Origin of the sequence: Citrobacter sp. Cb023 (assembly GCF_030336805.1) — a bacterium.
Classification (GTDB): domain Bacteria; phylum Pseudomonadota; class Gammaproteobacteria; order Enterobacterales; family Enterobacteriaceae; genus Citrobacter; species Citrobacter braakii.
Map to the genome: position 1 here is coordinate 67,807 of NZ_JAOWCV010000041.1, position 26,515 is coordinate 94,321.

Below are 26,515 nucleotides of genomic sequence, written 5' to 3' on the forward strand. Positions count from 1 at the left end.
ATATTGAGAAACAGGACGGAGCTGAGGCTCCGTACCTCTCTTCACACAGCTCTTTCAAGTGCTATCAAAATCGCACTCTCCGGATCCAGTACGGGGAGCTGAATCCCTCCCTGTGCCAGCCATTCACCACTGGCCTCAAGGCTCTGATTCATCCAGACAGGTAATTTGCGCATGGTATGACCGCCTTCACCAACCACCTGGAGGTCCGGGTGATCAATAACCCGAAGCCGGTAACGCACTTCCGCCGCCAGACCGGGAAAACGAAGTATGCCTGGTAAGGTGTAATCCGGCATTGCAAGCTGGCTGATCATAAAAAGTGCCTGAGACTGATCAGGGCTGACGACTCCCTGAACCTGTATCGAAGGATCTGGCATATCCACACGCCAGAGAACTCCTGTATGAATCAGTTGTCGCCATTCTTTATAGAGCAAGGCATACCGGCGATAACCGTCAGATTCCTTCGCATCTGCGGCCACCGGATCCAGCTCCAGCCCCATATGGCCGAACAATGCCGTCAGCCCACGAAAAGCGATGCTGTGCTGCCGGAAAGTTGCATGGCAGCGGCGATGGCCAATATGCGCCCCCATCACCTCAGGAGGGAAAAAGTAACTCATGCCACGTTGTATGGTGCAGCGCTCCAGGGCATCATTATTGTCAGATGCCCAGAACCGGTGTGTGCGTTTCAGGACTTCGAAGTCAATACGCCCCCCACCGGAAGCACAGGACTCAAACTCAACATGTGGAAAACGTTCACGGAGGAGATCAAGCAATCGATAGAACTGACGGGTCTGTGCATCTGCTGCCGCACGGCCTTCATGCCCTGCCTGTACAAGCTCACGATTCATGTCCCATTTCACATAATCAACCGGATGTTCTCCCAGTAACCATAAGAAACGTTCATAAATGTAAGCAAAGGCCTCTGGAATATTCAGGTTAAGAACATACTGATATCTTCCGGTTGGCTGGGAATATCCAGGCATTGACAATACCCAGTCAGGATGAAGACGAAACAGGTCAGAATCCGGGTTAATCATTTCCGGCTCAACCCATATGCCAAATTCCATACCGAGAGATTTCACATGTTTAATAACCGGCATCAGCCCGTTCGGGTATTTCTGTTCATCGGTATACCAGTCGCCCAGAGCCGCGCGGTCATCGTTACGTCCTTTAAACCAGCCATCATCAATAATGAAACGTTCAACGCCCAGTGCTGCTGCACGCTCAGCCATCTGCATGATGTAATCAGGATTGTGATTGAAATAAATACCTTCCCAGGTATTGAGATGTACAGGGCGGGGTTTTTGCTCAGGGAAACGGATAATTTCATCACGCAAAAAACGATGGTATTGCTGACTCATTCCATTCAGGCCATCCGCAGAGTGGCAGGCATATAGCCACGGGGTGTACAGGGTTTCATTCTTCCTGAGAGCCTTCTCACCCGGCATCCACAGAGCCTCAGCCTGAACGTAACGCCTGCCGTCAGTTTTTGCCTCACATCTCATGCGGTGATTTCCACTCCACCCCAGATGCACAGCCCACACCTCTCCCTGTTGTTCCGAGAAGCCTGGCGTGCCGACAATCAGCGCCGGAAAATGCTCATGAGATGTCCGCCCTCTGCGATTTTCCAGAACAAAAGCATCATGAGTGAGACGTACCCTGTGCGGCTGAAATTCACGAGTCCAGCGTCCGTGAAAAGCCATGACTTCTTCCGCACGTTCCGCTAAAGGTAAAGTGATGGCGAAACGATTTATCTGCCAGTCCCCCTCTCTGAGGTTGGTCAGTGCATGACGAACTTTCAGAATTCCTGATGGCGTCATCACCAGCTCGCTGACCAGACGCAGGCCGGCTACCGAATCTTCACTGGTAAGTCTCAGAGTGTTTTCGGTATGTTCCACGTCAACTGTATAAAAAACAGGAGATGCATCCAGCCCATTCCTGTGTCCTTCCAGTCCCGGAGAGCTAAAAAGTCCCAGGGCATTTTCAGCCATCAGTGTTAGTGGCGTATCAATATCCAGACGACCATTCGCAACCGGTCTTTCCAGGCTGGCACAGTCATCCGGTGAGAAATGTTTCAGTGCAGAGCCCCACCAGATAATTTCTGCATGTGGACGGGTTTTAATAATTAAATCAGAGCGAGGACTGCTCAGTCTGCAGTACTTTGAAACCATAAGACATTCTCCTTTCTCAGGGATGCCTTACTGTTGATCCGAAACGTTTCGGGTATCAACCAAAACGTTTCGGATATGTGAGCTGGATAAAAAAATCAGGAGCAAGGAGGATGAATCGTCTTTCCCGGATAAAATACCGGGTTCCAGACAACCTGTAGTGGTTTTGATGATGAATCAGTAATTATCTGATATATCATCTCGGAAATCTGGCGACCAACGAGGCTTCGTGTTGACTGAATAACTGCAGCCACATCCAGCTCAATAATACTGTCCTGTGGCAAACCATCATATACAACCAGAGATACCGCATCTTTTCCTGAAAGACGACCGCTCAACTGCAGTGCCATGGCAGCACCATCTCCACTCAGGTCATTGTCAGTAATAATAGCTGTTGGTGGTATCGGTAGTGACATTAACTCCATCACGGCCTGATATCCTGCTCGCCGTGTGGGAGAAACCAGCCGCAGCCATGTATCTTCCAGTTCATGCTCATTCAGTGCATCAAGCCATCCCTGACGTCTTGCAACAACATAGCTATGTGAAGTGTCTTCACTCAACAATGCAATACGTTTATGTCCCAAAGCAATCAGTTTCTGGGTTGCCTGTCCAGTCCCGGCATGATTATCAAAGTCAAACCACGCACAGGGCAGACCAGATGGTACCCGACCAAGAGCCAGAAATGGAATACCTGCTTTATGAAGGTGTGTGATACGGGGATCGTCATCCAGAGTGTGTGCAATGATGAGAGCATCAACCCTGCGACTTTCAACAAGCCGCATATAGCTGTGGCAATCGGCATGCTCATCATCAGCTATCAGTAGTAAGTCAATATCATGGTGAGCAAGTTCCCGGCTGATGCAACTGACCATATCCATAAAAACACCACTGTTAAATGGCACATCACGTCCAGGATAAACCAGACCGACAGCATCGGTTTTACCGGTTTTGAGTCTTCTTGCCTGAGTATTAGGACGGTAACCGCGTCGACGAGCTTCAGCTTCCACCCGTGCACGGGTGGAAGCTGACACATCTGCATAGCCTCCAAGAGCCCGACTGACAGTGGTGACAGAAACTCCGAGTGCAGTGGCAATCGCCTTAAGTGACATATTATCTCCTGCTAATTATTATAGTAGACCGTCCCCCTAAATCTCCAGACAACCAATATCACTTATTGTAAGTTAACGGAATCCCTCTGATCTTACAGATCAGAGGGAAAGGTTATTGATTGTGAGAATAATTTCAGGACAAAGTGTAATTAACTCTCCTGGATGGAAAGTGAATCAATGTAGTCAGCGTACCATTGCATCATTTCACGGCGACCATCGAGATACAGGGCATGATTATAGGTACCCCTGATGGAATTTTTATCCACATGAGCTAACTGCATTTCAATCCAGGCAGAATTAAAGCCCTGTTCGTGCAGAATGGTACTCATGGTGTGACGAAAACCATGACCGGTTGCCCTGCCATCGTAACCGATACGTTTGAGCACCATATTGATGCTGGCTTCGCTCATTGGCTTGTTGATATCACAACGTCCCGGGAAAACCAGCCGGTATTGTCCGGAGAAAGTTTTGAGCTGCAGCAGAATGTCAGTGGCCTGTCGTGACAGTGGTACGACATGTTTACGTCGCATTTTCATGCGGCTTTCAGGGATTGTCCACAGGGCATTATCAAAATCAATTTCTGACCATTCAGCGGACCGTAGTTCAATCGTTCTGAGGCCTGTCAGAAGCAGCAGATTTGTCGCCATGCGGGTAACAGGACTGCCATGATATTCAGCGAGCTTCCGGAGAAAAACAGGGAGCTCATCTGCTCTCAGGTGGGGGAAATGTGCAGCTTTTGGCGCCGCCAGCGTACTGGTCAGTTCAGATGCCGGATTGACAGTGGCTCGTCCGGTGGCGATGGCATAACGAAAAATCTGATTACAGTATTGACGCACCTTACGAAGTTTTTCCAGCGAGCCACGTTTTTCTATGCGGCGCAGAATTTCCAGCATTTCCAGCGGGAGGATATCAGTAACGCTTCGTTTGCCCAGATACGGGAAAATATCTTTATCCAGAGCCTCCAGTACGCTTCTGGCGTAACTTTCAGACCATGACAAAGATTTATGCTGATGCCATTCCGTAGCAAGGGCATGGAACGTATTGGTGGCAGAGATTTTCTGAGTGAGTTTTTCCTTTCGCTTCTTTTCGCCCGGGTCGCCACCTTCGGAGATAATTTTTCGGGCATCGTCGCGTTTGATTCTGGCTTCAGCAAGGGAGACGTCGGGATAGACGCCGAGGGCCAGTTTTTTCTCTTTTCCTGCTATCCGGTATTTAAGCCGCCAGTAGCGGGCACCCGTGGTTTTTACCAGCAGATATAAACCACGTTCGTCAGAGAGTTTATAGTCTTTTTCTTTAGGTCTGGCTGTTTCGACCTGTCTGGCTGTAAGTGCCATATGGGGGCTCCTGAAACTGACTGAACACAATGAGCCCCCACCGGTGCCCCCAATGAACGCTTGATTGAGAGAGAGTTCAGTAGAGTTCGGTGGAGTTCAGGATGTTCAGATTGCTTGTAACGATGTGATTATACTTGAGTTTCGTGGAGTTCGGGAGATGAATCTGGAAGTGAAAGTGGTGCCCGGACTCGGAATCGAACCAAGGACACGGGGATTTTCAATCCCCTGCTCTACCGACTGAGCTATCCGGGCAACGGGGCGCATTAAACCGTATTCACGTCTGCCAGTCAATCAAATTTCGGGAAAAGATGTTCAACCGCTTAATATTGCGGCAATCTGTGCGATTATGCCTGAAGTTTGCACAAAACTTCCAGGCAATTTACCTATCTGACCTTCTATATGAGCAAAGGCTGACGAAAAGGTTACGCGGCCTGTATTACTCCCGCACACTACCGCAAGTTGTGCACAAACCTTTCCGACGTTTCCAGTAACTAACGGTGCAATTGCTGCGGCAGGACCCGCTGGTGTGTCGGGCAATGAGTTGGGCGGGCGTTTAACAGAGTATTTCGCACCACCGTGGCGATGGTGCGTTTTTGTTTACTCATTTCGGCCTGGCGGGCATGCTTGCTTAGGTCAGCGCACCGCCCATACGGCACTGAGCAAAGCGCAGGATATCTTCAGCCAGGCGGTGTGCCGTTTCGACATCAGCATGGCTACGATTCACCAGCATGCGGCTCAGACAGCCCTCCAGCACCAGTTCCATCTGTTTGGCGACCATTGCAGGGTCGTCAACTTCCAGCGTCGTCAGCAGCTCATGGGTGAAGTCATGTGCTGCCTTTTTTTGCTGATCGGCTAACTGATGGATCGGATGCCCAGGATCGGGGTAAAACGTACAGGCGGCGATAAACAGGCAGCCTGGATAGCGATTATTGCTCACGCATTCGGACAGCGCGGTGTAGCGTGCCAGTAATTTCTGTTCAGCGCTCAGGGTGTCATCCAGCAAAAGTTGACGCCGCCAGATATCCACCCGCTGGCTGAGGTAACGTAACGCATCGTACAGAATGGCCTCTTTGTCGGGCCAAAAGCGTTGTAGTTCATCAAGAGGATAATCGATACGTTCGGCCACCATTTCCAGTGTGGTATTGGCTATCCCTTGAACCTCAAGTAATTTCAGGGCTTCTCCCAGGACATCTTCACGTTGCACGGTATTCTCCTCCGTATTTCCTGTTGCAAGTGTCGCTCACGGTTGGCGATCGCGCAAATGTGCGCTGAAGGTCGCGGCATCCATAAAGCCGGTTACCCGAGCCTCCGGATGCTCTTTCCCCTCGGCGTCAAAGAACAAAATAGTCGGCAAACCTAAAACCTGTAGATGTTTCAGCAGAGCGACATCCTGGGCATTATTTGCAGTCACATCCGCCTGCAAAAGCACCGTGTCGCCTAGCGCTTGCTGAACCTGCTGATTGCTAAACGTATACTTCTCAAACTCCTTACAGGCCACGCACCAGTCAGCATACAGATCCAACATCACGGGCTTGCCTTTAGCTTGTGCCAGCGCCTGATTTAGCGCATCCACCGAAGCCACAGGCGTGAAGTTAAGGTGTGTCTGGGTTTGAGCATGCGGCACGCCGAACGCCCAGTCCTGCAATGGCCGAACGGTTACCAGCGCTGCAGCTAACAGGATAATTTGCACGATGCGCATCCAGGCGTGCTTTGCCTGCAGGCTGGTGATAAATGCCCAGCTAAAGAATGCGACGCCCAACAGCGACCACAGGCGAACGCCCCAGTCGTCGCCAATGATGCGTTCGAGTAAGAAGACGGGGAGCGCCAGAATGACAAAGCCAAAAGCGGTTTTGACATGTTCCATCCATGGGCCGCTTTTAGGCAACAGACGATTACCGAATACGGTAATTAGCATCAGAGGTAATCCCATCCCTAGCGCGTACAGATACAGCGTGCCGCCTCCCAGCCACATGTTCCCGCTCTGAGCGATATACAGCAAAATCGCGCTTAGCGGGGCCGTTGTACAAGGAGAACAGATGAGGCCGGCAATCGCACCCATCGCAAAGACGCTACCGGGGGAACCGCCTTGCTGACGGTTACTCAACAATGTAAGGCGTGTTTGCAGCGATGAAGGGAGCTGCAGCGTGAACAAGCCAAACATTGAAAGGGCCAGCAGCGTAAAGACGACGGCAAGGCCAATCAGGACGTAAGGATGCTGTAGCGCAGCCTGGAACTGCAATCCGGCGGCCGCAACAACCAGACCCAGCGCGGTATAAGTGAGCGCCATTCCCTGGACGTAGATAAACGTCAGCAGCAGCGCGCGTCCGGTTGATAAGCGTTGTTTGCCGCCTAGCACGATACCGGAAATCAGTGGATACATCGGCAATACGCAAGGTGTAAACGCGATGCCAATTCCGATTAGCAATGCCCATAGCGCGGAAAAGGGAAGCTGGGTTGCGGGTTGTGGTCTCTCTTGCAAAGTATCGGTGGCAGGAACTGGCGCAGGTGTCGCCCTGGTATCGGCAGACACTTCACTTAATGGCACCGTTTTAGTTTCAGGCGGATAGCAAAAACCGGCGTCGGCACAGCCCTGGTATGTGACCGTTAATGTTGCGCCAGATTTAGCCTGATTGACCGTGACCGGGATAGTCAATTGTTTACGGTAAATCTCACTTTTGCCATAAAACTCATCTTCATGCCAGACGCCTGGCGGTAGTTTTACCTCGGCGATATCGGCCTGAGATGGCGTAATGCTTATCTGTTTGCGATACAGATAGTAGCCATCTTTAACCTGCCATGAGAGGTTCAGATCGTGTTGGTTTTGCTGAAAATCAAAAACAAACGCCCGATCGGCAGGAACAAACTGCGAGCGGCCAGGCGCGTCAAATAATCCGGCAAAGGTAGATGTGCTGCACAGCAGCAGGATCAGCGTAAGGATGCGTTGAGCCATGAGCGGTAATCAAAGTCTCCGTGAGTGACGGGTAAAACCAGAAGTTCAGGCGTTTGGTATGGATGATGTGACTTCAGGCAATCGAGAAGGGCTTGCTGGTGTGTGACGGTGGTTTTTAAAATCATCTGGACTTCATATTCCTGCTCCAGCTTACCTTCCCAATAATAGAGGGAGGTCGCGCCAGGCAGCAGCGTCACGCAGGCAGCCAGCTTTTCCGCCAGCACTTTGGCGGCCAGATCCTGGGCGGTTGCTTCATCCGGGGCGGTACAGAGCACCACAACGGTATCGGGGATGGAAATATCCTGACTCTTTACATCAAGCATAAACACCTCGAAAGAACAGAGTAACCAGCTAAAGAGTGGTCACTATACAACGGACGAGGGAAGGATGTTAGTTAAAGCGGGATGATGAGGAGGAGGAACTGCAGGGCGCGAAGGCACCCTGCAGTAAAGTCTTACAGCATGAAGCTGCCCAGCAAGAAGCCGAAGCAGACAGCCAAAAGCACGCCCAGAGTACCCGGGATGAAGAACGGATGGTTAAAGACGAATTTACCGATGCGGGTTGTACCGGTGTCATCCATCTGCACCGCCGCAACCAGAGTTGGGTAGGTTGGCAGAATGAACAGGCCAGAAACAGCTGCGAAAGACGCAACAGCAGTCAGTGGGGAAACGTTCAGAGCCAGAGCCATCGGCATCAGTGCTTTAGCGGTTGCAGCCTGAGAGTACAGCAGCGCAGAAGCAAAGAAGAAGATGACAGCCAGCAACCACGGATGACCCTGAATTACGCTACCTGCAGTATCTTTGATCCAGTCAATGTTGTGAGATACGAAGGTATCACCCAGCCATGCAACACCCAGGATACAAATACAGGCGCTCATACCCGCTTTAAAGGTGCTGGAGTTCAGGATGGAGTCAGTTTCAACGCGGCAGACGATCGTAGTCAGCGTCGCGACGCTCAGCATGATGATCAGGATTGCGTTGGTGGTGTTCATCAGCGGTTTAGCAACCAGGCCGAGGCTTGGGCTGTTGATGATGGCGTATACAACTACGCAAATCACGCCCAGCAGGAACAACCAAACGGAGGTTTTCGCGCCAGCTTTGATTTCAACTTGTCTTTCACCACGCAGTTCAACCAAACCTTCTTCCAGACGCTTACGATAAATCGGGTCGTCAGACAGTTTGGAGTTGAACAGCATCGTTACCAGGAAGGACATCACCAGAACGGCCAGCAGAGTGGACGGAATGACCACGGACAGCAGGTGAATGTAGCTGATGCCATGACCTTCCATTACGGAAGACATGTAAACCACGGCTGCGGAGATTGGCGACGCCGTAATCGCAATCTGTGCAGAAACCACTGCGGTAGAGAGCGGACGGCAAGGTTTGATACCTTGTTCCTTCGCGACTTCAGCGATAACCGGCAGAGTTGCCAGAGAGATGTTGCCGGTACCGGCAAAGATAGTCAGGAAATAGGTCACGATTGGTGCAAGGATCGTGATGTATTTCGGGTTTTTACGCAGCAGTTTTTCAGTTTGATGAACCAGATAGTCCAGACCACCGGCAATCTGCATGGCAGAGATGGCAGCGATAACCGCCATGATAATGGAAATAACATCGAACGGAATATTACCCGGTTTTACGCCAATAGCGGCAAGAACCAGAACACCCAGCCCACCTGCAAATCCAATACCGATACCCCCAAGTCTGGCACCTAAAAAGATTGCCAGCAAAACGATGATAAGTTCTAAAACTATCATATTAGCCTTCCTTGTTGTTTAACAAGTTGATATTAAATTGTTGTTTTTAAGTAACTTCGAGTAAGAAAAAAGGCACGTCATCATGACGTGCCTTCTCCGGTACTACCCTACACGATTACTGTTCGCTTTCATCAGTATAACGTTTTGCTTTATAAGCAGGGTGCATCAGGTTCTGTGCAGAGAAGATATCGTCCAGTTCAGACTCGGTCAACAGACCGCGTTCCAGGACAACTTCACGTACGCTCTTACCGGTTTCGGCACAAATTTTACCGACGATGTCGCCGTTGTGGTGACCGATGAACGGGTTGAGGTAAGTAACGATGCCGATGGAGTTGAATACAAACGCTTCACAGACTTCTTTGTTAGCAGTGATACCACTAACGCATTTTTCCAGCAGGTTGTAGCAAGCATTGCTCAGAATGTGAATGGATTCAAACATTGCCTGGCCAATGACCGGCTCCATTACGTTCAGCTGCAGCTGACCAGCTTCAGATGCCATAGTAACGGTGATGTCGTTACCGATGACTTTAAAGCAAACCTGGTTTACGACTTCTGGAACAACTGGGTTCACTTTTGCTGGCATGATAGAAGAACCAGCCTGCAGTTCCGGCAGGTTGATCTCGTTCAGACCAGCACGTGGGCCAGAGGAGAGCAAACGCAGGTCGTTACAGATTTTGGACATCTTAACAGCCAGACGTTTCAGTGCGCCGTGAACCATAACGTATGCGCCGCAGTCAGAAGTTGCTTCAATCAGATCTTCTGCCGGAACACAGGCGAAGCCAGTGACTTCAGCCAGTTTCTGTACTGCCAGCGGGGAGTATTCTTTCGGCGTGTTCAGACCCGTACCGATTGCAGTTGCACCGAGGTTAACTTCCAGCAGCAGCTCAGCGGTACGACTAATGTTTTTCACTTCTTCTTTCAACAGTACGCTGAAAGCATGGAATTCCTGACCGAGGGTCATCGGTACAGCATCCTGCAGCTGGGTACGGCCCATTTTCAGGATGTCCTGGAATTCAACAGCTTTTTGTTCGAAGCCTTCACGCAGCTGGTTCAGGGCATCGATCAGTTTGATGATGGATGCGTATACCGCGATACGGAAGCCAGTTGGGTAAGCGTCGTTGGTAGACTGACATTTGTTAACGTGGTCGTTCGGGTTCAGGTACTGATATTCACCTTTCTGGTGACCCATCAGTTCCAGACCGATATTGGCCAGCACTTCGTTGGTGTTCATGTTGACGGAGGTACCCGCACCACCCTGGTAAACATCTACCGGGAATTGATCCATGCATTTTCCGTTATTCAGGACTTCATCACACGCCGCGATGATGGCATTTGCCACACTCTTAGGAATGGTTTGCAGCTCTTTGTTGGCCATTGCCGCTGCCTTTTTAACCATTACCATACCGCGAACAAATTCAGGAATGTCGCTGATTTTGTTGTTGCTAATGTAGAAGTTTTCAATCGCTCTCAGAGTGTGAACACCGTAGTAGGCGTCCGCTGGAACTTCCCTGGTACCCAACAAGTCTTCTTCGATACGAATGTTGTTTAACATGTGAACCTTCTTTTTCAAGCTGCCAATGATTTGACTAAACACACAGGATATATGTGATTTCGATTGTTTCTCGACCGACGATTATCCCCTGCATCGGTCTGATACTCGAGATCATATGCTGGTTCAGGATTTCTACCGTAATCTGGATCACTTAAAGCGTGGAATTTACCCCTTATTTATTATTCTGTGAAATGGATCACCCCTTTAGGATTAATACTAAAAATAAGTGTACAAGCGACTTGAAATTTTGCTAACCACCTCAACATCTAATTGATGCGAGTCACATAATTCATCGGACAGGCGTTGAAAAAAACGACTGTTATTGACAGGAGAACCCTTTGCGCTGGATACCATTACTTGCCATTTTTCTCTATGTTTACATAGAGATATCTATTTTTATTCAGGTTGCCCATGTCCTGGGTGTCCTGATGACGCTGATTTTGGTTATTTTTACGTCGGTTATCGGTATGTCTCTGGTTCGTAACCAGGGATTTAAAAATTTTTTACTGATGCAACAAAAAATGGCGGCTGGTGAAAGTCCTGCTGCAGAAATGATCAAGAGCGTGTCGCTGATCATTGCTGGTCTGCTGTTGGTACTGCCCGGTTTTTTCACCGATTTCCTCGGTCTTCTTCTTTTATTACCCCCGGTGCAAAAACATCTGACGATGAAACTACTGCCGCATTTGCGTTTTTCGCGTATGCCGGGCGGTGGTTTCAGCGCCGGAACCGGTGGCGGTGAGACCTTTGATGGCGAATTTCAGCGCAAAGACGACGATCGCAACCGTATTGATCATAAAGACGATCCTCGGGATTAAGCATCAGTATGCGGGCCGGATAAGCGTGAGCACCATCCGGCAAAATGCTTATCTGCCGGATGACGGTGTCAACGTCGCCTTATCCGGCCTGCGGGGTAAAAACAGCCACAGCCCTGCCAACATAATCAGTGCATACAGGCTCTTCCAGCCAACCATTGCCAACAGCAGCAGACACAGTAGACCGCCAATGACCGCCAGCATGCGATACTGCCCTTTCAGTAATCGACATCCCGCCAGCATGCACAGCAAATAAATCATAATAAAGATGCCGTTAGCATAGACGATTAACGCATCGAGATTGATTTTCAGCATATAGATGCACAACGTACTGATCACGCAGCAGCCCAATACGGCGTTTAGCGCATTGCGCGGAAGGTGACGGGGAGACAGACGCGCCAGATGACTTTCCGGCTTATATTGCGCTTGCGACCAGACCAGCCGGGCGAAGCTTTGAATATAAATGTTGAGACTGGCAAAACAGGCCAGATAACCAATGATGCAGGCGACCCACAGTGCCTGTACGCCAAATAACTGCACGACGATCTCTGGCAGTGAGGCCGCCGCCGCCATTTGCTCACCGTAGGCGCCAAAATGAAGCACGACGACGGTGCATGCCCAATAAACAGAGCCCGCAAGCAGCAGGCCGATCATCAGCGCGCGCGGGAAATCCCGCTCCGGGTTTTTGAATTCAGATGCCAGATGGGCAAACGCTTCAAGGCCAACAAAACACCAGAACATCACCGACAGCGCGGCGAACAGTCCGGGGAGCTCAATCTCGGTTATCGCAGGGAAGGGGATTTCGCCAGGTTTCACATCGCCTGCCCACCAGATGGCGACAATGAGGGCAACAATCAATCCGGCAATGACCGTTTGCAGATTAGCGCTAGAGCTGGCACCGTGGGAGCCGATATACCAAACCAATGCCAGCGTACCGAGCTCTGCCAACAGAAGCTGTTCGTCATGCCAGCCAAACATTGCCTGACCAAATCCGGCGGCAATATGTAATGCCGCAGGCAAGCCGACGGGAATCACCGACAAAAATAGCCATCCGGTGACGCGCTCCAGGCGTGGGCCAAAGGCCATACCAACAAAATGCGCCACGCCACCCGCGCTGGGAAAATGACGACCCAGTACGGCAAAGACAATCGCCACGGGAAAGACTAAAACAATCAGCACCGGCCAGGCCCACAGGCTGTTGTTGCCAGCCACCAGCGCGGCTAGCGCAGGGACGGCGAAAACGCCTGTACCTAGTAATGATGTCGACAACAGGCCAATGCCCTGAGCCAGTCCCAGCTCTTGTTTCAGTCCGCTCATAAGTTGTTATCCGGTTATGCCCATTGACCGGGCTACAGCGCAGATTTTTGATGGTATCACAATCGTATTTGCTTATGACGACGTGACTGAAATCGTTATAAAATGTGATGCGCGTCGGCGTTTTGCCGGAATTTTCTGCTGATATAAATTTTTTTTCGCTTGCCCCCTTGAAGGTACAAAGCCCCATCCCCATTTCTCTGGTCACTAGCCGGGAAACCGTTCACGGGCCGGCGTCACCCATAACTGATAAAGACTTTCTCAAAGGAGAGCTATCAATGAGTATTCGTCCGTTACATGATCGTGTGATCGTCAAACGTAAAGAAGTTGAATCTAAATCTGCTGGCGGCATCGTACTGACCGGTTCTGCAGCAGGTAAATCAACTCGTGGCGAAATCATCGCTGTCGGTAAGGGCCGCATCCTGGACAACGGTACCGTACAGCCGCTGGACGTTAAAGTCGGCGATATCGTTATTTTCAACGATGGCTACGGTGTTAAATCTGAGAAGATCGACAATGAAGAAGTGTTGATCATGTCTGAAAGTGACATCCTGGCAATTGTTGAAGCCTAATCCGCGAACGACACTGAACATACGAATTTAAGGGAAAGAGAAAATGGCAGCTAAAGACGTAAAATTCGGTAACGACGCTCGTGTGAAAATGCTGCGCGGCGTAAACGTACTGGCAGATGCAGTGAAAGTTACCCTCGGTCCAAAAGGCCGTAACGTAGTTCTGGATAAATCTTTCGGTGCACCGACCATCACTAAAGATGGTGTTTCCGTAGCCCGTGAAATCGAACTGGAAGACAAGTTCGAAAACATGGGGGCGCAGATGGTGAAAGAAGTTGCCTCTAAAGCGAACGACGCTGCAGGCGACGGTACCACCACCGCAACCGTACTGGCGCAGTCCATCATCACTGAAGGTCTGAAAGCCGTTGCTGCGGGCATGAACCCGATGGATCTGAAACGTGGTATCGACAAAGCTGTCGCTGCTGCCGTTGAAGAACTGAAAGCACTGTCCGTACCGTGCTCTGACTCTAAAGCGATTGCTCAGGTTGGTACTATCTCCGCTAACTCCGACGAAACCGTAGGTAAACTGATCGCTGAAGCGATGGACAAAGTCGGTAAAGAAGGCGTGATCACCGTTGAAGACGGTACCGGTCTGCAGGACGAACTGGACGTGGTTGAAGGTATGCAGTTCGACCGTGGTTACCTGTCTCCTTACTTCATCAACAAGCCGGAAACTGGCGCAGTAGAACTGGAAAGCCCGTTCATCCTGCTGGCTGACAAGAAAATCTCCAACATCCGCGAAATGCTGCCGGTGCTGGAAGCAGTAGCCAAAGCGGGTAAACCACTGCTGATCATCGCTGAAGATGTTGAAGGCGAAGCGCTGGCAACTCTGGTTGTTAACACCATGCGCGGTATCGTGAAAGTCGCGGCGGTTAAAGCGCCTGGCTTCGGCGACCGTCGTAAAGCGATGCTGCAGGATATCGCTACCCTAACCGGTGGTACCGTTATCTCTGAAGAGATCGGTATGGAGCTGGAAAAAGCAACTCTGGAAGATCTGGGTCAGGCGAAACGCGTTGTTATCAACAAAGACACCACCACCATCATTGATGGCGTGGGTGACGAAGCTGCAATCCAGGGGCGCGTGACTCAGATTCGTCAGCAGATCGAAGAAGCAACTTCCGACTACGACCGTGAAAAACTGCAGGAGCGCGTAGCGAAACTGGCAGGCGGCGTTGCGGTTATCAAAGTTGGTGCTGCGACTGAAGTTGAAATGAAAGAGAAGAAAGCCCGCGTTGAAGATGCCCTGCACGCGACCCGTGCTGCGGTAGAAGAAGGCGTGGTGGCTGGTGGTGGTGTTGCGCTGATTCGCGTAGCGTCTAAGATTGCCGGTCTGAAAGGTCAGAACGAAGACCAGAACGTAGGTATTAAAGTTGCGCTGCGCGCAATGGAATCTCCGCTGCGTCAAATCGTACTGAACTGCGGCGAAGAGCCGTCTGTAGTGGCTAACACCGTGAAAGCGGGTGACGGTAACTACGGTTACAACGCTGCAACTGAAGAATACGGTAACATGATCGACATGGGTATCCTGGATCCAACCAAAGTAACGCGTTCAGCTCTGCAGTACGCGGCTTCTGTTGCGGGTCTGATGATCACCACCGAGTGCATGGTTACTGACCTGCCGAAAGGCGATGCGCCTGACTTAGGTGCTGCTGGTGGTATGGGCGGCATGGGTGGAATGGGCGGCATGATGTAATTTAATCTTCATACTTCAAGCCGCAGGTTCATTGGCTGCGTTCGTTTACCCCAGTCACTTACTCATGTAAGCACTGGGGGATTCATGAACCTGCCGCCTGCCTGCAACTTGAATTATTTGATTAAATACGTATCTCGCGAAAAATGAGAAACCCTCGGGCAGAAATGTCCGGGGGTTTTTCTTTTGGTCATCTTTTTAGTATATGATTCAGCTACGGACATAACGTCCAGCTCATTGATTATGGGGAATGACATGCACGTGAAATATTTAGCAGGGATCGTTGGTGCCGCGCTACTGATGGCGGGTTGTAGCTCCAGCAACGAACTGAGTTCAGCCGGGCAAAGCGTACGCTTCGTCGAAGAGAAGCCTGGCGCAGAGTGTCAACTGATTGGCACTGCAACCGGTACGCAAAGCAACTGGCTTTCTGGCCAGCACGGCGAAGAGGGTGGCTCTATGCGTGGCGCAGCAAACGATCTGCGTAACCAGGCTGCGGCAATGGGTGGTAACGTGATTTATGGCGTCAGCAGCCCATCACAGGGAATGCTGTCCAGCTTTGTTCCTACTGCCAGTGAAATGACTGGGCAGGTTTATAAGTGCCCAAATTGATAAATGCTGTTGATGCCTGATGGCGACGCTACAACGTCTTATCAGGCCTACGATACAAATTCGTCGGCCTGATAAGCGCAGAAACATCAGGCATTTTGAGCGTTATGCACAGACTGAGCGCGTAAATGATGCAGCGCGCGCAGGCACTGATCCTGATTGAGCTTTTGCGCCTTATCACCCGTCAACGTTCTGACAAACACCTGGCACGGTACACCAGCAAGCTTTTTCAGCCGTGGGCTGAAATCGAGAAGACGGCGAGTAATGGCTTCGGCCTCTTTGCTGCCGGAAGGGGCGCGAGTTTTTACTACCGAACCACAGAACTGGGCTTTTCCTTGATCATCTGTATAGCGGTAAATAATCGCCAGATAATGATGAAACAGGCTTTGTTTCCATTCGGGGTGCGTATAAGAGTCGTATTCCAGATTGTCGTTTTCTTGGCAATCAACATCGTACAGCGGCAGGAAATCCAGCAGCGATGTAATTCGTAGCGCTAATTCCCGCATGCCAGCATTATTTATTGCATGAATAACAGCATGGACCAGCACCCGAATCTGTAGTTCATTAACCAGTAATTCACACGTTTGTCCATCATGCAGTGTCAGAGAAAATGTTAAGTTTTCGCCTTTGTCATCCACTAACATCAGCGAATTTATGCGACGATTAATGTCGGCATTTTTTAGCTCATCTTCCTGAATCAAAGGAATATTTTCGTGCATCTTTTTGCTGACTTTATCGCATTCCTTCTCATATTGCGCATGCTCGTCTTCGCTAAGCTGATGTTTGGCGGATAGCCTGCTTTCCAGGGCGATCAGCAGATCTCTTAGCCCAAGCGGAGAAAGAAAAAATAACGACGTTTTATTCCTTGGTTCTTTTATCTTTAATGCTAAAGCAATAAATTCATTATTTTGACGAATAACACCGGTATTAATGCCCTTAATACTTATAACCATAAAAGGTTCTCCCTAACCATATATTTATTAATATTATGAATTTGGTTCTAATGATACAAATTATGAATTAATGATTTTATAGCGCTAATTAAAATAGCACAGATTAAAAGCGTGGCTCCACTTGTGAGGATTTAAATAATAAGTAATCGTGGTGAGTGTCCGGAATCGGACACTCAATAATGGTTATTGTTGGCGTAGTTGCAGATCCAATGGCGTTTTACTTGGCTCACCGCCAATTTCACGCGCCAGTTTGGGGACCATATAGCCGGAAACCAACGTCAGCAGTTCACGCATAATGTGACGTGCCTCATCGTCGCTGACCATAAAGTGGGCGGCACCTTGCACTTTGTCCAGTACGTGCAGGTAATAGGGCATCACCCCCGCATCAAACAGGGCGTTGCTCAGGTTCGCCAGCGTTTGTGCGTTATCGTTCACGCCACGCAGCAAAACGCTTTGGTTGAGTAGCGTGACGCCAGCGGTACGCAGTCGGACCATCGCCTGGTGAAACGCCTCATCGACCTCATTGGCGTGGTTAATGTGGTTGACCAGCAGAACCTGCAGGGAGGAGCGCGCAAAGCGCTGGACCAGTCCTTCAGTAATGCGCGCGGGGATCACAATCGGCAAACGGCTGTGAATGCGCAGACGCTTAATGTGCGGGATGGCTTCCAGTTGCGTGAGTAACCAGTCCAGTTCATGGTCCTTGGCCATTAGCGGATCACCACCGGAGAAGATAATCTCATCCAGCTCAGGATGCGCGCTAATGTAGTCCAGGGCGACCTGCCAGTTGCGCTTATTGCCCTGGTTTTCGGCATACGGGAAGTGTCGGCGGAAGCAATAGCGACAATTTACCGCGCAACCGCCTTTAACCAACAACAGCGCCCGATTGCGATATTTATGCAGCAAACCGGGGACCACGCTGTGCTGTTCTTCCAGCGGATCGGTCGAGTAGCCAGGTGCAGCAACAAACTCTTCCTGGGAAGTAAGTACCTGACGCAAAAGCGGATCGTCCGGATTGCCTTTTTCCATACGAGCAATAAAGGCGCGCGGTACGCGCAGGGCGAAAAGTCGTCTCGCGTCGCGTCCGGCCAACAGTTTTTCATCTGCGTCTATATTCAAAAGATGCAGAAGTTCATCAGGATCGGTCACAACATCGGCAAGTTGCGATAACCAATCTTCTCTGGATGGGGTATTTAGGGTTACAATATGCGCCATTTTGTGGCTTAGCTACCAGTTAACAATTTTCAGAGGGCCTTATGGCAACGTACTATAGCAACGATTTTCGTGCTGGTCTTAAAATCATGTTGGACGGCGAACCTTATGCGGTTGAAGCCAGCGAATTCGTTAAACCAGGTAAAGGCCAGGCATTTGCGCGCGTTAAGCTGCGTCGCCTGCTGACCGGTACTCGCGTAGAGAAAACCTTCAAGTCTACCGATTCCGCTGAAGGCGCAGACGTAGCCGACATGAACCTGACCTTCCTGTATAGCGACGGTGAGTTCTGGCACTTTATGAATAACACCACTTTCGAACAGCTGGCTGCAGACGAGAAAGCGGTAGGCGATAACGCTAAATGGCTGCTGGACCAGGCTGAATGCATCGTGACCCTGTGGAACGGTCAGCCGATCTCCGTGACTCCGCCAAACTTCGTTGAGCTGGAAGTCGTTGAAACTGACCCAGGTCTGAAAGGCGATACCGCTGGTACTGGCGGCAAACCGGCTACTCTGTCTACTGGCGCAGTCGTTAAAGTTCCGCTGTTCGTACAGATCGGTGAAGTGATCAAAGTGGATACTCGCTCCGGCGAATACGTTTCTCGCGTAAAATAAGATATCTATTTGATCTTATGGCGCAGGTTGCTGCGCCATACTTTTTCCAGGGCAGGAATGATGAAACGTCTTCTCAGTCTTGTAATGCTCATCCTTTTCACCAGCACTCTCCTGGCGGGTTGTAATACCGCGCGCGGCTTCGGTGAAGACATCAAACATCTTGGCAATTCAATCTCTCACGCCGCCAGCTAACACTCTCTCATAGTCTTAAAAACGGTTGTTTATCCATCAAACTTGCGGATCTTGTCTATTATTAATGAGCTATACACAAACAATATTGGCTAGAAAAGGAAGACGTTATGGTTAAAAAGACAATTGCTGCGATCTTTTCTGTGTTGGTTCTTTCTTCAGTGTTGACTGCGTGCAATACCACGAAAGGTGTTGGGCAGGATATCTCTGAGGGCGGTAGCGCAATCTCTGGTGCAGCGACAAAAGCTCAACAATAATCATGAACGGTACGACGTCACGTCGTACCGTTAATTCCCCTTCCCGGGGAGTGAGAGAAACGGCGAGAAGCGGTTCCCCATGTGCAGTTTCATGCGGATATTCCGTTTATAGGTGTAGACCGTCTTGCCATGAATGCTGAGTGCGGCGGCTATCGCATTGTTACTCACACCATCCATCCACATCGACAATACTTTTTCCTCCTGCGGCGTAAGCAGCGGAGTCGCGTTTTCGGCTATTTCTAATGTGGGGCGAAGCTGTAGCGCCTCCTGAATCGTGTGTGAGAGCGCGTTCAGCGTGGTGTGCTTGGTTAAGACCGAATAGGCGACGGATTGAGAGGAAGCAATTGAGGCGTGCTGTCTTTCAACTGATTGCAGTAAAATCAGCGGGATGACGCCGCAGCTCATGAAAAAGGGTTTAATTGGCGGACTGGTATGCGTCTCGCTAATAAAACTGTATAAATCCGCGATCACCAGATGCGGCTTCCACTGCAAAATATGCTCTTTTGCTAACAGGAGATTATTGATCCCTGACACAAGAAATGAGGAGCTGAACCTGCCAGAATGATTAAGCAAGGCCTCAATCCCTGTGCGGGTAAAGTGGCACCGGTCAATCACTAAAATTTTAAGCATAACCTTTTCGCATTCAGAAGAGAGGCAATCGACTTTCCGGATTCAGAAAGCCCTTCATCATAGAGAACTCCGATGAGTGCCAAATGCGGGAACTACGCCGCTAATTATGCTTAATTCTTGCTTTTAGCGGGCAGCGAATAAAAAGGTTGAAATTCATTTTCTCTCGGGCAAAAATGCCATTTCACACATCAGCTTTGCAGGACGACCTGCAAACGCTTCTTTCACCGGGGACGGCCCCATTGTTCTGGAGCCTGATATGTCCTGGATCGTTTTATTAATTGCAGGTCTGCTCGAAGTTGTCTGGGCGATTGGCCTGAAATATACCCACGGTTTTACGCGTTTGACGCCAAGCATTATCACTATTGTGGCAATGATCGTCAGTATCGCCATGCTCTCCTGGGCAATGCGTACGTTGCCTGTAGGAACCGCCTATGCTGTATGGACCGGTATCGGCGCAGTCGGGGCGGCCATTACAGGGATTCTGCTGCTGGGTGAATCTGCCAGCCCGGCGCGGTTACTGAGCCTCGGGCTGATTGTGGCCGGTATTATTGGCCTCAAGCTGAGCACCCACTAAGCGCCAGGCTGTTTTACCCAAATCAGCTTATTCACCTCAAACCCTTCCCGGGTCGCGATGGCCAGCATTTGCTGTTTCATTTCATCTGAAATAGTAGGGGTCCGTGAAAGGATCCACAGGTAGTCGCGATCCGGCCCGCAAACCAGCGCGTGACGATATTCCCTGTCGAGGGCAATCACGTTATACCCGCCATAGAAGGGGCCAAAAAACGAGACCTTGAGCGCAGCGCGGTTTGGGTCGCCAGTGAAGTAGGCTTTCCCCTCCGTTTTCTGCCACATTCCTCTGTCCGGGTTATAGCCCTTGTTAATAACATTGATACCGCCGTCGTCGCGCAGGCTGTAGGTAGCAGTCACTTTTTCCAGTCCGCGCTCGAATCGATGGTCGAAACGCGCAATTTCATACCAGGTGCCCAGATAGCGTGTGGCATCAAAGTTATTTACTACGGTAACACCTTTCGGGGGTGTTGGGGTGCTGCAAGCGACAACCAGAAATGCAGCCGTAACTGCAGCAACGACGGGCAGAATGCGCATGGGATTTTCCTTGCTGGATTTTTGTTAAGTGTAGATGACAGCAGGAAAAAAAGAGAAAGAAAGGAAGCCCAATATCCAGGGCCTCCTTGTCCGTTACTGCAGTTTTTCAAGAATGCGCCAGGCGGCCTCGACGCGAACAGGGTTTGGGTAGCTCTTGTTTGCCAGCATCACGATGCCAAGGTTTTTTTCTGGAACGAACGCAACGTAGCTGCCGAATCCGCCAGTGGAGCCCGTTTTATGCACCCATGAGGCTTTCACGGCAGGCGCGGGCGGGTTTACCTCAACGGCAGGAAGCGCTGCCAGTGCCACTTTGCTGTCGCTACCGCTAATTATCGAGTCGGCCTTCACCGGCCAGTTCAGCATCTCCCAGCCCAGGCCCTGGTACATATCGCCAATACGCCAGTAACGTGACTGCGCAAGCTCGATGCCCTGCTGGAGCGTTTTCTCCTGAACCTGGCTGGCGTCCATGTTGGCCTGAACCCAACGGGTCATATCGATAACGCTCGATTTCACCCCGTAGGCTTCGGCATCAAGTTGGCCAGGGGATACATGCACTGGCTTTCCTTCGCGATAACCCCAGGCATAATCTTTTTGTTCGCTCTGCGGAACCGTAATCCAGGTATGCGCCAGTTTTAAGGGGTGCAGGACGCGTTTGGTCATCGCCTCTTCGTAGCTCATGCCCGAGGGTTTCACCGCCAGGGCGCCAAACAGACCAATGCTGGAGTTAGCATAAAGACGTTTAGCGCCTGGGGCCCATTGCGGCTGCCAGTTTTGATAAAAGCGTAGTAACGCGGCTTTATCCGTAACGTCGTCCGGAACCTGAAGCGGCAGGCCGCCTGCCGTGTAGGTGGCTAAGTGCAGCAGGCTGATACCCTGCCACTGCTTACCAGTCAGTTCAGGCCAGTACTGCGTGACCGGATCGCTGAGCTTAATTTCGCCGCGGGCGATAGCATCGCCGCCCAGCACACCGTTGAACGTTTTACTGACCGATCCGAGTTCAAACAGCGTTTGTTGCGTGACTGGACGGTTATTGGCGATATCGGCTTTACCCCAGGTAAAGTAATAAGGTTTCCCCTGATAGATAATCGCAACGGCCATACCCGGAATAGCCTGCTCCTGCATCAGCGGTGTGATGGTGCGGTTAACGATATCGGCAATTTGTTGTTCTGTTTTTGCGGCGGCAAACGTGGAGAACGAAGCTGTCAGCAGCAGCGCGCAGCATATCGATTTTTTCATCATGAAATCAGTTCCGTAATTAAAAGCGAAAGGGTGTCCGGGCCCGTCAGACGTAATCAGTGTGTTTGATTTGCACCGTGTTGACAAACGGTTAAATTTAGCAGCAGATATAAGTTTTTCTAACAGGCCAGATAATGACGCGTAGCTATATCCCCCTTAACTCGCTGCGGGCTTTTGAAGCAGCGGCCAGACATCTCAGCTTTACCCGCGCTGCAATTGAGCTCAACGTGACGCATTCTGCAATAAGCCAACATGTGAAAGCGCTGGAGCAACAGCTGAATTGTCAGCTTTTTGTGCGTGGTTCTCGAGGGTTAATGTTGACGACTGAAGGGGAAAGTCTGTTACCTGTACTTAATGACTCTTTCGATCGTATGGCGGGGATGCTGGATCGTTTTGCCACTAAACAGACTCAGGAAAAACTAAAAATTGGCGTGGTGGGGACCTTTGCGGTCGGTTGTCTTTTCCCTCTGTTGAGCGACTTTAAGCGCCACTGTCCGCATATTGATTTGCATATTTCCACCCACAATAACCGTGTGGATCCCGCTGCCGAAGGGCTGGATTATACTATTCGCTACGGAGGAGGAGCCTGGCACGATACCGATGCGCAATATTTGTGTAGCGCGCTGATGTCTCCGCTGTGTTCACCGACATTGGCCTCGCAGATTAAAGCACCTGTGGACATCCTGAAATTTCCGTTATTACGATCGTATCGGCGTGATGAATGGACGCTTTGGATGCAGGCCGCCGGAGAAGCGCCTCCGTCACCGACGCACAACGTGGTGGTGTTTGACTCGTCCGTCTCAATGCTGGAAGCCGCGCAGGCGGGGATTGGTGTGGCAATTGCACCGGTAAGAATGTTCACGCATTTGCTCAGTAGTGAACGTATCGTGCAGCCTTTTCTAACGCAGATTGATCTGGGGAGTTACTGGATAACGCGTTTACAATCTCGTCCGGAGACGCCCGCGATGCGTGAGTTTTCCCGCTGGTTGACCGGGATGCTGCACTAATAAAAAGGCCCGCCATTGGCGGGCCTGATAATTAACGCATGCGATTAGATGGTCAGGATCCCAATAGCCGTTACAACGGTCAGGATAGCTGCCAGTCCGTAGAATACCCATTTGCCCGCAGGCACGTGGATTTTCAGGTCATGCATCGCGTGGTGCATACGGTGTAAACCACACCACAGCGGCAGAACGATCATCAGGAACAGAAACGCACGTCCGATGAAGCTCTGAGCGAATGCCAGTACGCGTTCATAGCTGAAAGCATCAGGAACAAAGCCCAGCGGCAGCATAATGCCGACCAGCAGGATCATCACCGGCGCAATGATTGCGCTCCACATACCGCCTGCACCAAACAGGCCCCAGAATACGGGTTCGTCAGAGCGTTTTGGATTTGGATTAATCATTCCGGACTCCTTACCAGAACAGGGCAACAAACAGTATTACTACTGTCGCAACCACAGTAACTGCCCAGAGACCTTTGATGATCGGCTCTGGCCCCATTTTTTCGTCTTTTACGATGATGTTGGCAGCTTTTGGCGCCAGCTCAAACCAGGTTTTGGTATGCAGCAGCGCTGCTGCCAGGGCGATAATATTCAGGATCACCACCACCGGGTTTTGCAAAAAGGCGACAAAGCCCATCCAGGACTCTGCACCATGCTTGAGTGCAAACAGGCCGATAATCAGTTCAATGCTGAACCAGACTGCCGGAACCGCCGTGCCTTCGCGCAGCATGTAAAAACGATAAAATGGCAGCTTTTTCCACCAGGTGGACGTCATTGGTCGCACATAGGGTTTGCGTTTAGTCGTCATCGTGCACTCCTTAGCGTGGTTTCAGGGTAGCGATAAGAAAGTCTTTTGAACTTTCAACTTTACCCTGCTGAATGGCCGCAGCCGGATCGACGTGTTTCGGGCAGACTTCGGAGCAGTAGCCCACAAAAGTACAGGACCAGACGCCGTTCGGGCTGTTCAACTGAGCCATACGCTCCTTCTTACCGTGGTCGCGGCTATCTTCGTTGTAACGATGCGCCAGCGTAATCGCAGCCGGTCCAATGAACTCTGGGTTCAGGCCGAACTGCGGGCACGCGGCGTAGCACAGACCACAGTTGATGCAACCGGAGAACTGATGATACTTCGCCATCTGCGCCGGAGTCTGGGTGTTTGGACCCTGATCCGGTGTACGCGGGTTACCGATGATGTACGGTTTGATCGCTTCCAGGCTTTCGATAAAGTGCGTCATGTCGACGACCAGATCGCGCTCAATCGGGAAGTTGCCCAGCGCTTCAACCTTCATGCCGTTGGTGTAATCACGCAGGAAGGTTTTGCACGCCAGTTTAGGTACATTGTTGACCATCATGCCGCAGGAGCCGCAGATCGCCATACGGCAGGACCAGCGGTAGCTCAGGTCCGGTGCCAGGTTATCCTTGATGTAGCCCAGCGCATCCAGCAGTGACGTGGTTTCATCATAAGGAACTTCGTAGAAAGCACTGTGCGGCGCGGTATCGGTTTCCGGGTTATAGCGCACCACCTCAACTTTCAGGTTTTTCATCTCAGCCATTCGCCTTCTCCTTCTTATCGGCTGCTTCCGCTTCGCCACCGTAAACACGTTTAGCCGGTGGCAGAGTGGTGATTTTCACGTCGCTGTATTCCAGACGAGTCGTGCCGTCAGCATCGCGGAAGGCGAGGGTGTGTTTGAGGAAGTTCACATCGTCACGCTCGGTGCAGCCTTCATCCAGACGCTGATGCGCGCCGCGGGATTCTTTACGCGCCAGAGCAGAGTGCGCCATACATTCAGCAACGTTCAGACCGTGACCCAGTTCGATGGTGTACAGCAGGTCGGTGTTGAAGACGCTGGAGGTATCAGTGATACGTACGCGCTTGAAGCGTTCCTGCAGCTCCGCCAGTTTATCAACGGTTTTCTGCATGAGTTCCGGTGTACGGTAGATACCGCAACCTTCTTCCATGGACAGGCCCATTTCGTCACGGATCTTAGACCAGTTTTCGTTACCTTCCTGGTTAACCAGATCTTTCAGACGTTTTTCAACGCCAGCAACCTGCGCATCGAGCGCGGCACTGTTTGCAGCGCCAGCCGTTGCAGCACGTTCTGCAGCCTGTTCACCGGCCATACGACCGAAGACCACGAGTTCCGCCAGGGAGTTAGAACCCAGACGGTTAGCGCCATGCAGACCAACAGAGGAACATTCGCCCACAGCGAACAGACCTTTAATGCGGGTTTCACAGTGCTGATCGGTTTCGATACCGCCCATGGTGTAGTGCGCGGTAGGACGTACCGGGATCGGCTCTTTAACCGGATCGACACCCACGTAGGCTTTCGCCAGTTCGCAGATGAACGGTAAACGTTCGAGCAGTTTTTTCTCGCCGAGGTGACGCAGGTCGAGGTGAACCACATCGCCACGCGGGGTGGAAATGGTGTTACCTTTACGCCATTCGTGCCAGAAAGCCTGAGAAACTTTGTCGCGCGGACCGAGTTCCATGTATTTGTTTTTCGGTTCGCCCAGCGGGGTTTCCGGACCCATGCCGTAGTCTTGCAGATAACGGTAGCCGTTTTTGTTGACCAGGATACCGCCTTCACCACGGCAGCCTTCGGTCATCAGGATACCAGAGCCTGGCAGACCCGTCGGGTGATACTGAACGAATTCCATATCACGCAGCGGAACGCCATGGCTCAGCGCCATGCCCATACCGTCGCCAGTTACGATGCCGCCGTTGGTGTTGTAACGGTAAACACGACCTGCGCCGCCCGTTGCCATCACAACAGCATTAGCACGGATCTGCATCAGCGTGCCTTCCATCATGTTCATGGCAACCAGGCCGCGAGCATGGCCATCATCAACCAGGATATCCAGAACGAAGTGTTCGTCAAAGCGCTGAATCTGCGGGAACTGCAAAGATGTTTGGAACAGCGTATGCAACATGTGGAAGCCGGTTTTATCCGCGGCAAACCAGGTACGCTCGATTTTCATACCGCCGAAGCGACGTACGTTGACGCTACCGTCTTCACGGCGGCTCCATGGGCAGCCCCATTGTTCCAGTTGCGTCATTTCAGTTGGGCAGTGGTGGACAAAGTAATCCACGACATCCTGCTCACACAGCCAGTCTCCGCCTGCTACCGTATCGTGAAAATGGTAGTCAAAGCTGTCATGATCCTGCGCGACAGCAGCAGAGCCGCCTTCGGCAGCAACGGTATGGCTGCGCATTGGGTACACTTTTGAGATCAGTGCGATTTTAGCGTTGGGATTTGCTTGTGCGGCAGCAATTGCAGCACGTAATCCCGCGCCACCGGCGCCTATAATGGCAAGATCGGCTTGAAAGGTTTGCACGACATTCCTCCAGATTGTTGTTATTTCATTCCTGCCTGAAATCAGATGCTTCATCGGCTTCAAACAGGTTATGAACGCGTTTCCACTGCTCCTTTATAGGTACAATAGTATAGTCTCAGGGATGTGC

Annotated in this window: 27 protein-coding genes, 1 tRNA gene and 1 pseudogene; 10 read left to right on the top strand and 19 right to left on the bottom strand. The window is 51.0% G+C overall.

Annotation, left to right across the window (positions count from 1 at the left end; translation table 11 throughout):
- Nucleotides 1-41 precede the first annotated feature (41 nt).
- From OGW44_RS25010 to OGW44_RS25025, 4 genes are all read right to left on the bottom strand, one after another.
- Nucleotides 42-2,168, bottom strand: a complete 2,127-nt coding sequence (locus OGW44_RS25010) for an alpha-galactosidase (protein ID WP_000253907.1) — start codon at nt 2,166-2,168, stop codon at nt 42-44.
- Nucleotides 2,169-2,263: 95 nt separating this feature from the next.
- Nucleotides 2,264-3,274 (bottom strand): LacI family DNA-binding transcriptional regulator, encoded by a 1,011-nt coding sequence (locus tag OGW44_RS25015; RefSeq protein WP_000053331.1) that lies wholly within the window; start codon nt 3,272-3,274, stop codon nt 2,264-2,266.
- Nucleotides 3,275-3,423: 149 nt separating this feature from the next.
- On the bottom strand, nt 3,424-4,608 hold the full coding sequence (locus OGW44_RS25020; protein WP_001218742.1) for a tyrosine-type recombinase/integrase: 1,185 nt from the start codon (nt 4,606-4,608) through the stop codon (nt 3,424-3,426).
- Between the two features lie 176 nt (nt 4,609-4,784).
- A tRNA-Phe gene (locus OGW44_RS25025) sits at nt 4,785-4,860 on the bottom strand.
- Nucleotides 4,861-5,148: 288 nt separating this feature from the next.
- On the opposite strand from OGW44_RS25025, the pseudogene OGW44_RS25870 reads away from it, so the two are divergent.
- A pseudogene (locus OGW44_RS25870) lies at nt 5,149-5,235 on the top strand (LysE family translocator); the annotation flags it as partial.
- A 1-nt stretch (nt 5,236) separates the two neighbouring features.
- Here the strand turns inward: OGW44_RS25870 and OGW44_RS25030 are convergent.
- The 5 genes from OGW44_RS25030 to aspA all read right to left on the bottom strand — a co-directional run bounded on the left by OGW44_RS25030 (nt 5,237) and on the right by aspA (nt 10,866).
- The gene (locus tag OGW44_RS25030; protein ID WP_008785982.1) at nt 5,237-5,812 is read right to left on the bottom strand and encodes a transcriptional regulator; all 576 of its coding nucleotides are present in this window, start codon (nt 5,810-5,812) and stop codon (nt 5,237-5,239) included.
- 36 nt (nt 5,813-5,848) lie between these two features.
- Complete coding sequence (locus tag OGW44_RS25035) at nt 5,849-7,558, bottom strand: protein-disulfide reductase DsbD (protein WP_137380703.1); 1,710 nt, start codon at nt 7,556-7,558, stop codon at nt 5,849-5,851.
- Nucleotides 7,534-7,881 (bottom strand): divalent cation tolerance protein CutA, encoded by a 348-nt coding sequence (gene cutA / locus OGW44_RS25040; RefSeq protein WP_003025447.1) that lies wholly within the window; start codon nt 7,879-7,881, stop codon nt 7,534-7,536. The genes OGW44_RS25035 and cutA overlap by 25 nt, the downstream gene beginning before the upstream one ends.
- Before the next feature lie 131 nt (nt 7,882-8,012).
- Nucleotides 8,013-9,314, bottom strand: a complete 1,302-nt coding sequence (dcuA, locus tag OGW44_RS25045) for an anaerobic C4-dicarboxylate transporter DcuA (protein WP_016151387.1) — start codon at nt 9,312-9,314, stop codon at nt 8,013-8,015.
- Nucleotides 9,315-9,429: 115 nt separating this feature from the next.
- Nucleotides 9,430-10,866, bottom strand: coding sequence for an aspartate ammonia-lyase (gene aspA / locus OGW44_RS25050; protein WP_016151388.1), 1,437 nt, complete (start codon nt 10,864-10,866; stop codon nt 9,430-9,432).
- A gap of 338 nt (nt 10,867-11,204) precedes the next feature.
- Here aspA and OGW44_RS25055 point away from each other — a divergent pair, with 338 nt between their 5' ends.
- Nucleotides 11,205-11,681, top strand: coding sequence for an FxsA family protein (locus OGW44_RS25055; RefSeq protein WP_016151389.1), 477 nt, complete (start codon nt 11,205-11,207; stop codon nt 11,679-11,681).
- 48 nt (nt 11,682-11,729) lie between these two features.
- Here the strand turns inward: OGW44_RS25055 and yjeH are convergent, their stop codons facing one another.
- On the bottom strand, nt 11,730-12,995 hold the full coding sequence (yjeH, locus tag OGW44_RS25060; RefSeq protein ID WP_104651677.1) for an L-methionine/branched-chain amino acid transporter: 1,266 nt from the start codon (nt 12,993-12,995) through the stop codon (nt 11,730-11,732).
- A 275-nt stretch (nt 12,996-13,270) separates the two neighbouring features.
- On the opposite strand from yjeH, the gene OGW44_RS25065 reads away from it, so the two are divergent.
- The 3 genes from OGW44_RS25065 (at nt 13,271) to OGW44_RS25075 (ending at nt 15,860) form a co-directional block, all read left to right on the top strand.
- A complete protein-coding gene (locus tag OGW44_RS25065; protein ID WP_000027827.1) occupies nt 13,271-13,564 on the top strand; it encodes a co-chaperone GroES in 294 nt (97 codons plus the stop codon).
- A gap of 43 nt (nt 13,565-13,607) precedes the next feature.
- Nucleotides 13,608-15,254 carry a chaperonin GroEL gene (gene groL, locus OGW44_RS25070; protein WP_003025464.1) on the top strand — a complete coding sequence of 549 codons (1,647 nt, stop codon included), beginning with the start codon at nt 13,608-13,610 and terminating at the stop codon, nt 15,252-15,254.
- Between the two features lie 252 nt (nt 15,255-15,506).
- Nucleotides 15,507-15,860 carry a DUF4156 domain-containing protein gene (locus tag OGW44_RS25075; RefSeq protein ID WP_016151391.1) on the top strand — a complete coding sequence of 118 codons (354 nt, stop codon included), beginning with the start codon at nt 15,507-15,509 and terminating at the stop codon, nt 15,858-15,860.
- Between the two features lie 86 nt (nt 15,861-15,946).
- Here OGW44_RS25075 and yjeJ read toward each other — a convergent pair whose 3' ends face one another.
- Both yjeJ and epmB read right to left on the bottom strand, forming a co-directional pair.
- Entirely contained in the window at nt 15,947-16,810 is an 864-nt protein-coding gene (gene yjeJ / locus OGW44_RS25080) for a YjeJ family protein (RefSeq protein ID WP_016155495.1), read from the bottom strand.
- Nucleotides 16,811-16,993: 183 nt separating this feature from the next.
- A complete protein-coding gene (epmB, locus tag OGW44_RS25085) occupies nt 16,994-18,022 on the bottom strand; it encodes an EF-P beta-lysylation protein EpmB (RefSeq protein WP_047358982.1) in 1,029 nt (342 codons plus the stop codon).
- 41 nt (nt 18,023-18,063) lie between these two features.
- Here epmB and efp point away from each other — a divergent pair, with 41 nt between their 5' ends.
- The 3 genes from efp (at nt 18,064) to ecnB (ending at nt 19,076) form a co-directional block, all read left to right on the top strand.
- Nucleotides 18,064-18,630 (top strand): elongation factor P, encoded by a 567-nt coding sequence (gene efp, locus OGW44_RS25090; protein ID WP_003025478.1) that lies wholly within the window; start codon nt 18,064-18,066, stop codon nt 18,628-18,630.
- Between the two features lie 57 nt (nt 18,631-18,687).
- Nucleotides 18,688-18,822 carry a lipoprotein antitoxin entericidin A gene (gene ecnA / locus OGW44_RS25095; RefSeq protein ID WP_016151394.1) on the top strand — a complete coding sequence of 45 codons (135 nt, stop codon included), beginning with the start codon at nt 18,688-18,690 and terminating at the stop codon, nt 18,820-18,822.
- A gap of 107 nt (nt 18,823-18,929) precedes the next feature.
- Nucleotides 18,930-19,076, top strand: coding sequence for a lipoprotein toxin entericidin B (gene ecnB, locus OGW44_RS25100; RefSeq protein ID WP_016151395.1), 147 nt, complete (start codon nt 18,930-18,932; stop codon nt 19,074-19,076).
- A 30-nt stretch (nt 19,077-19,106) separates the two neighbouring features.
- Here ecnB and OGW44_RS25105 read toward each other — a convergent pair whose 3' ends face one another.
- The gene (locus tag OGW44_RS25105) at nt 19,107-19,706 is read right to left on the bottom strand and encodes a LuxR C-terminal-related transcriptional regulator (protein ID WP_047414968.1); all 600 of its coding nucleotides are present in this window, start codon (nt 19,704-19,706) and stop codon (nt 19,107-19,109) included.
- A 256-nt stretch (nt 19,707-19,962) separates the two neighbouring features.
- Between OGW44_RS25105 and sugE the strand changes: the two genes are divergently transcribed.
- On the top strand, nt 19,963-20,280 hold the full coding sequence (sugE, locus tag OGW44_RS25110) for a quaternary ammonium compound efflux SMR transporter SugE (protein ID WP_016151397.1): 318 nt from the start codon (nt 19,963-19,965) through the stop codon (nt 20,278-20,280).
- On the opposite strand, the gene OGW44_RS25115 is transcribed toward sugE, so the two are convergent.
- Together OGW44_RS25115 and blaCMY are read right to left on the bottom strand one after the other, a co-directional pair.
- Nucleotides 20,277-20,810, bottom strand: a complete 534-nt coding sequence (locus OGW44_RS25115) for a lipocalin family protein (RefSeq protein ID WP_016151398.1) — start codon at nt 20,808-20,810, stop codon at nt 20,277-20,279. The two genes, sugE and OGW44_RS25115, sit on opposite strands and share 4 nt — an antisense overlap.
- A gap of 93 nt (nt 20,811-20,903) precedes the next feature.
- The gene (gene blaCMY / locus OGW44_RS25120) at nt 20,904-22,049 is read right to left on the bottom strand and encodes a CMY-2 family class C beta-lactamase (RefSeq protein ID WP_131380526.1); all 1,146 of its coding nucleotides are present in this window, start codon (nt 22,047-22,049) and stop codon (nt 20,904-20,906) included.
- A 131-nt stretch (nt 22,050-22,180) separates the two neighbouring features.
- Here blaCMY and ampR point away from each other — a divergent pair, with 131 nt between their 5' ends.
- Nucleotides 22,181-23,053, top strand: a complete 873-nt coding sequence (ampR, locus tag OGW44_RS25125; RefSeq protein ID WP_016155499.1) for a LysR family transcriptional regulator AmpR — start codon at nt 22,181-22,183, stop codon at nt 23,051-23,053.
- 44 nt (nt 23,054-23,097) lie between these two features.
- On the opposite strand, the gene frdD is transcribed toward ampR, so the two are convergent.
- Genes frdD through frdA form a run of 4 tightly spaced genes read right to left on the bottom strand, consistent with a single transcriptional unit; the run spans nt 23,098 to nt 26,388 of the window.
- Entirely contained in the window at nt 23,098-23,454 is a 357-nt protein-coding gene (gene frdD / locus OGW44_RS25130; RefSeq protein ID WP_003025535.1) for a fumarate reductase subunit FrdD, read from the bottom strand.
- A 10-nt stretch (nt 23,455-23,464) separates the two neighbouring features.
- Nucleotides 23,465-23,860 carry a fumarate reductase subunit FrdC gene (gene frdC, locus OGW44_RS25135; RefSeq protein ID WP_016151401.1) on the bottom strand — a complete coding sequence of 132 codons (396 nt, stop codon included), beginning with the start codon at nt 23,858-23,860 and terminating at the stop codon, nt 23,465-23,467.
- A 10-nt stretch (nt 23,861-23,870) separates the two neighbouring features.
- Complete coding sequence (gene frdB, locus OGW44_RS25140) at nt 23,871-24,605, bottom strand: fumarate reductase iron-sulfur protein (RefSeq protein ID WP_006686291.1); 735 nt, start codon at nt 24,603-24,605, stop codon at nt 23,871-23,873.
- Nucleotides 24,598-26,388, bottom strand: coding sequence for a fumarate reductase (quinol) flavoprotein subunit (gene frdA, locus OGW44_RS25145; protein ID WP_016151402.1), 1,791 nt, complete (start codon nt 26,386-26,388; stop codon nt 24,598-24,600). The genes frdB and frdA overlap by 8 nt, the downstream gene beginning before the upstream one ends.
- Nucleotides 26,389-26,515: the final 127 nt, after the last annotated feature.

Coding starts and splice junctions, on each gene's coding strand:
- epmB (WP_047358982.1), bottom strand. CDS start 18,022: ATGGCGCATATTGTAACCCTAAATACCCCATCCAGAGAAGATTGGTTA.
- groL (WP_003025464.1), top strand. CDS start 13,608: ATGGCAGCTAAAGACGTAAAATTCGGTAACGACGCTCGTGTGAAAATG.
- yjeJ (WP_016155495.1), bottom strand. CDS start 16,810: ATGGTTATAAGTATTAAGGGCATTAATACCGGTGTTATTCGTCAAAAT.
- efp (WP_003025478.1), top strand. CDS start 18,064: ATGGCAACGTACTATAGCAACGATTTTCGTGCTGGTCTTAAAATCATG.
- ampR (WP_016155499.1), top strand. CDS start 22,181: ATGACGCGTAGCTATATCCCCCTTAACTCGCTGCGGGCTTTTGAAGCA.
- OGW44_RS25075 (WP_016151391.1), top strand. CDS start 15,507: ATGCACGTGAAATATTTAGCAGGGATCGTTGGTGCCGCGCTACTGATG.
- frdB (WP_006686291.1), bottom strand. CDS start 24,605: ATGGCTGAGATGAAAAACCTGAAAGTTGAGGTGGTGCGCTATAACCCG.
- OGW44_RS25035 (WP_137380703.1), bottom strand. CDS start 7,558: ATGGCTCAACGCATCCTTACGCTGATCCTGCTGCTGTGCAGCACATCT.
- OGW44_RS25065 (WP_000027827.1), top strand. CDS start 13,271: ATGAGTATTCGTCCGTTACATGATCGTGTGATCGTCAAACGTAAAGAA.
- frdC (WP_016151401.1), bottom strand. CDS start 23,860: ATGACGACTAAACGCAAACCCTATGTGCGACCAATGACGTCCACCTGG.
- aspA (WP_016151388.1), bottom strand. CDS start 10,866: ATGTTAAACAACATTCGTATCGAAGAAGACTTGTTGGGTACCAGGGAA.
- ecnB (WP_016151395.1), top strand. CDS start 18,930: ATGGTTAAAAAGACAATTGCTGCGATCTTTTCTGTGTTGGTTCTTTCT.
- OGW44_RS25015 (WP_000053331.1), bottom strand. CDS start 3,274: ATGTCACTTAAGGCGATTGCCACTGCACTCGGAGTTTCTGTCACCACT.
- cutA (WP_003025447.1), bottom strand. CDS start 7,881: ATGCTTGATGTAAAGAGTCAGGATATTTCCATCCCCGATACCGTTGTG.
- dcuA (WP_016151387.1), bottom strand. CDS start 9,314: ATGATAGTTTTAGAACTTATCATCGTTTTGCTGGCAATCTTTTTAGGT.
- ecnA (WP_016151394.1), top strand. CDS start 18,688: ATGATGAAACGTCTTCTCAGTCTTGTAATGCTCATCCTTTTCACCAGC.
- blaCMY (WP_131380526.1), bottom strand. CDS start 22,049: ATGATGAAAAAATCGATATGCTGCGCGCTGCTGCTGACAGCTTCGTTC.
- frdD (WP_003025535.1), bottom strand. CDS start 23,454: ATGATTAATCCAAATCCAAAACGCTCTGACGAACCCGTATTCTGGGGC.
- OGW44_RS25020 (WP_001218742.1), bottom strand. CDS start 4,608: ATGGCACTTACAGCCAGACAGGTCGAAACAGCCAGACCTAAAGAAAAA.
- yjeH (WP_104651677.1), bottom strand. CDS start 12,995: ATGAGCGGACTGAAACAAGAGCTGGGACTGGCTCAGGGCATTGGCCTG.
- sugE (WP_016151397.1), top strand. CDS start 19,963: ATGTCCTGGATCGTTTTATTAATTGCAGGTCTGCTCGAAGTTGTCTGG.
- OGW44_RS25115 (WP_016151398.1), bottom strand. CDS start 20,810: ATGCGCATTCTGCCCGTCGTTGCTGCAGTTACGGCTGCATTTCTGGTT.
- OGW44_RS25010 (WP_000253907.1), bottom strand. CDS start 2,168: ATGGTTTCAAAGTACTGCAGACTGAGCAGTCCTCGCTCTGATTTAATT.
- OGW44_RS25105 (WP_047414968.1), bottom strand. CDS start 19,706: ATGCTTAAAATTTTAGTGATTGACCGGTGCCACTTTACCCGCACAGGG.